Origin of the sequence: Rudaea sp. (assembly GCF_036383415.1) — a bacterium.
In the GTDB taxonomy this organism is placed as follows: Bacteria; Pseudomonadota; Gammaproteobacteria; order Xanthomonadales; family Rhodanobacteraceae; genus Rudaea.
The window spans coordinates 1-3,816 of record NZ_DASVOK010000338.1 but is presented as its reverse complement, the minus strand read 5'-3'; the positions used below and the strand labels follow the sequence as shown (position 1 = coordinate 3,816).

Sequence of the window (3,816 nt, the reverse complement as noted above, 5' to 3'; positions counted from 1 at the left end):
GGTGAAGACGTCGCCGCGCACGGCGACAACCGCGTTGGCGACGTTGCGGTTGGCGTAGTTGATGCGGCCGTAGTCGAGGTTGCCGCGCTGGTAGCCGCCGTAGAAGTTGTTGATCGTGACGTTGTTGATCGTAGTGTTGTGGATGTTGACGTTGGTGAAGTAGTTGCGACTTACGCGATAGCTCGGCACGTAGACGTCGCGCGGGCCAAGCGGGAACCAGCCGACCGGGCCGCCGACGCTGAACGACAGTCGTGCACCGCCGCCGCCGACGAAGGCGACAAGCGCGGGTGCATAGTACGGACGCTCGCGCGCCGGACCCGGGCACCAGCCCCAGCGGTTGCCGATGTAGGCCCAGCGACCGTAGTGGAACGGCGCGAAGCCCCAAGGCGAAGAGTCGACCCAGGTCCAGCCGTAGGCGCCGACCCAGCTCCAGCGGCCGTAGCTGTACGGCGTCCAGCCGACCGCGACCTGGCTCGGATACCAGACGTTGCCGTAGTCGGGCGAGGTATCCCAGCTGCCGTTGCTGTCGAGGTCGTCGTAGCCGATCACGTCTTCGGAGACGTACTGGCGCGAGCGCGAGTTGTCCCACCGCCCGTCACGCTCGAAGCAGAAGCGGTCGAAGGCGTCGGGGTTCGGCACGCCGTTGCTGGCGTAGTCGCGCAGCTGTGGATCATTGAAACGGATCGACTGGCCTTCCTCGATGCGGAAGCGCGCGCCGGCCTCGCCGTAGGCATCGCCGCCGCCGTGGAACGCGGTGACGATGGTGCCGTTGCCGTCCGGGGCGACGTCGATGCGGTATTCGCCGACGCGGTTGATGACGAAGGCGAGCGTGGGCGTGTCGACCTCGTAGGTCTGGCCGTCGTAGATGCGACGCACGCGCAGATTGAGCGTGCCTTCGGTCAGCTCGATCTGCGCCATGTTGTCGTCGAGGTTGAGGAAGTGGAAGTTCGACTGGCTGTCGACGCGGATCGCGGAGGAACCAATCTGCAGTTCGGCGCGGGCGCTGCGGTCGGTCCACAGCTTGTCGCCCGAGATCAGCGGGCGGTTGATTTCAGCCTGGACCCAGTTGTCCTCGCCGGCCGGCGAAAAGCTCACCGCGCCGTTGACGAGCGACAGGCGCGCGACGCGCGTGGGCGGGTCGACGGCGGTGCTGGAAGCATCGTTGTCGTAGCCCGGGCTGTCGTTGGAATAGTCCGGCGCCGGCTGGGCGAAACCCGTGCCGGCGATCAGCAATCCGGCGAGCAGCACGGCGACAGGTTTGTACATGGTCATGGCGAACGCTCCTTTGCGTTGCGCGAGCAGTGGAAGGTCGGGTTCACGAGTCGGTTCGGGAGCAGCGCGGCGGTTGCTCATGGCTCTGCGACGGCCCCCTCTCCGGATGTTGCGAACCTGCGTGCATAGTTAAGCGTAACCAAGCTGAATGCGGACTTTCGAAGCCGGCCCCGTGCGGGCGGAAATCACCCTTGTTTATCCGGCGCTTAGCGCCGATCGACCCGCTAACGGAAAACCAACGCGCGGGCGCGCAAAGTCGCCGGTGCGATAAGCATATGCGTTCGCGCATATTGCGGTGCAAGGGCGTTCCGTTACCCTGTCCACCAGTCATTCAGATAGGGGTGCCGATGAAACGATACATCCTGGCCCTGGCCCTGGCTGCGCTCGGGGCGCTTGCCGGCACCGCGCAGGCTGCGGAACTGCTCAACGTGTCCTATGACCCCACGCGTGAGCTCTACGTCCAGCTCAACGAGAAGTTTGTCACCGACTGGAAGGCGAAGAACGGCGAGGAAGTGACGATCAAGCAGTCGCATGGCGGCTCCTCCGCGCAGTCGCGCAAGATCATCGATGGGCTCGAGGCCGACGTGGCCACGCTCGGCATCGCCTCCGACATCGACGTGCTCGCCGACAAGGGCCTGCTGCCGGCCGACTGGCAGAAACGTCTGCCGGGCGACTCGACGCCGTACAGCTCGACCATCGTCCTGCTCGTGCGCAAGGGCAATCCCAAAGGCATCAAGGACTGGGGCGACCTGGTCAAGCCCGGCATCGCCGTGATCACGCCGAACCCGAAGACCTCGGCCGGCGCGCGCTGGAACTTCCTCGCCGCGTACGCGTACGCGCTCAAGCAGAACGCCAACGACGACACCAAGGCGCGCGCGTGGATAGGCCAGCTCTACAAGAACGTGCCCGTGCTCGACACCGGTGCGCGCGGCTCGACGGTCACCTTTGCCCAGCGTGGCCTCGGCGACGTGCTGATCGCGTGGGAGAACGAGGCCTACCTGGCGTCGGCCGAGTTCGGCGCGGACAAGTTCGACATCGTCGTGCCGTCGAGTTCGATCCTCGCCCAGCCGCCGGTCGCAGTGGTCGACAAGAATGCGAAGAGGCACGGCACCGAGAAAATCGCGGAGGCGTATCTGAAATTTCTCTACACGCCCGAGGCGCAGGAGATCATCGCGAAGAACCACTACCGTCCGCTCGATCCGACGGTATCTGCGAAGTACGCATCGAGCTTCCCGAAGATCGACCTGACCACGATCGCGCAGTTCGGCGGCTGGAAGGCCGCGCAGCCGAAGTTCTTCGGCGACGGCGGCGTATTCGACCAGATCTACGACAAGAAGTAAGGTAGGCATGGGCACGATCGCGATCCCGCAGCTGAGCCGCGCGCCCTCGCGCCGACGCGCGATGCCGGGCTTCGGCCTGACACTCGGCTTCACCCTGAGCTATCTGTCGCTGATCGTGCTGATTCCGCTGGCCGCGCTCGCGATCAAGGCGGCCGGCCTTGGTCCCGCTGGCATCTGGAAAGTGCTCAACACCTCGCAGGTGATCAATGCGCTCAAGCTCAGTTTCGGCGGCGCGCTCGTCGCGGCCGCGATCAATGCGGTGTTCGGCAGCCTGATCGCCTGGACGTTCGTGCGCTACGACTTCCCCGGCAAGCGCGCGCTGCAGGCGATGATCGATCTGCCGTTCGCACTTCCGACTGCGGTCGCCGGCATTGCACTGACCGCGCTCTACTCAGTACCGACCGTACCGAGTCCGGGCCAGGGCTGGCTCGGCGTGCCGCTCGAAGCGCTCGGCATCAAGGTCGCCTACACCCAGCTCGGCGTGATCGTCGCGATGACCTTCATCAGCCTGCCGTTCGTCGTGCGCACGCTCGAACCCGTGCTCGAACAGATCGACAAACAGTACGAAGAAGCCGCGGCGACGCTCGGCGCAACGCGCTGGCAGGCGGTGTCGCGCATCGTCTTCCCGGCGCTGCAACCGGCGCTGTTGACCGGCACGGCGCTCGCGTTCGCGCGAGCGGTCGGTGAATACGGCTCGATCATCTTCATCGCCGGCAACCTGCCGAACCTGACCCAGATCGCGCCGCTGCTGATCGCGATCAATCTCGACCAACACGAAATCGGCGCGGCGACGGCGATCGCGGCGGCGATGCTCGCGCTGTCGTTCGCGATCCTGTTCGGCATCAACCTGCTGCAGGCCTGGGTACGGCGTTCGGAAAGGAAGGCGACATGAGCACCATGGCGACCGTGCATCGTCCGTTCCGTTCCGCCACTGCCGAGCCGCTGTCGGTGCGCTGGCTGCTGATCGGCTTCACCTTCGCGTTCCTCGTCGTGTTCCTGCTGCTGCCGCTGATCGTCGTGTTCGTGCAGGCGTTCGCCGGCGGCATCAAGACCTACTTCGCCGCACTGGCCGACCCGGATTCGCTCTCGGCGATCTGGCTGACGCTGAAGACTGCCACGATCGCGGTGTTGCTCAACACGCTGTTCGGCGTCGCTGCGGCCTGGCTCGTGGCCAAGTTCGAATTCCGCGGCAAGGATTTCCTCG

At 65.4% G+C, this 3,816-nt stretch carries 3 protein-coding genes and 1 pseudogene; 3 read left to right on the top strand and 1 reads right to left on the bottom strand.

All coding sequences use genetic code 11. From position 1 onward, the window contains the following. Positions 1 to 1,272: DUF6600 domain-containing protein (locus VF497_RS12595; RefSeq protein ID WP_330889219.1), on the bottom strand; the 1,272-nt coding region annotated here is incomplete at its 3' end. Between the two features lie 347 nt (positions 1,273 to 1,619). Here VF497_RS12595 and VF497_RS12590 point away from each other — a divergent pair. The 3 genes and pseudogenes from VF497_RS12590 to cysW all read left to right on the top strand — a co-directional run. Next, positions 1,620 to 2,612 (top strand): sulfate ABC transporter substrate-binding protein, encoded by a 993-nt coding sequence (locus VF497_RS12590; RefSeq protein WP_330889217.1) that lies wholly within the window; start codon positions 1,620 to 1,622, stop codon positions 2,610 to 2,612. A 7-nt stretch (positions 2,613 to 2,619) separates the two neighbouring features. Beyond that, a complete protein-coding gene (cysT, locus tag VF497_RS12585) occupies positions 2,620 to 3,504 on the top strand; it encodes a sulfate ABC transporter permease subunit CysT (RefSeq protein WP_330889215.1) in 885 nt (294 codons plus the stop codon). Continuing rightward, positions 3,501 to 3,816 (top strand): annotated as a pseudogene (gene cysW / locus VF497_RS12580) (sulfate/thiosulfate ABC transporter permease CysW); the annotation flags it as partial. The gene cysT and the pseudogene cysW, both read left to right, overlap by 4 nt.

What these genes read in the sequence shown, in the direction of transcription:
- VF497_RS12590 (WP_330889217.1), top strand. Translation starts at nt 1,620, where the DNA reads ATGAAACGATACATCCTGGCCCTGGCCCTGGCTGCGCTCGGGGCGCTT.
- cysT (WP_330889215.1), top strand. Translation starts at nt 2,620, where the DNA reads ATGGGCACGATCGCGATCCCGCAGCTGAGCCGCGCGCCCTCGCGCCGA.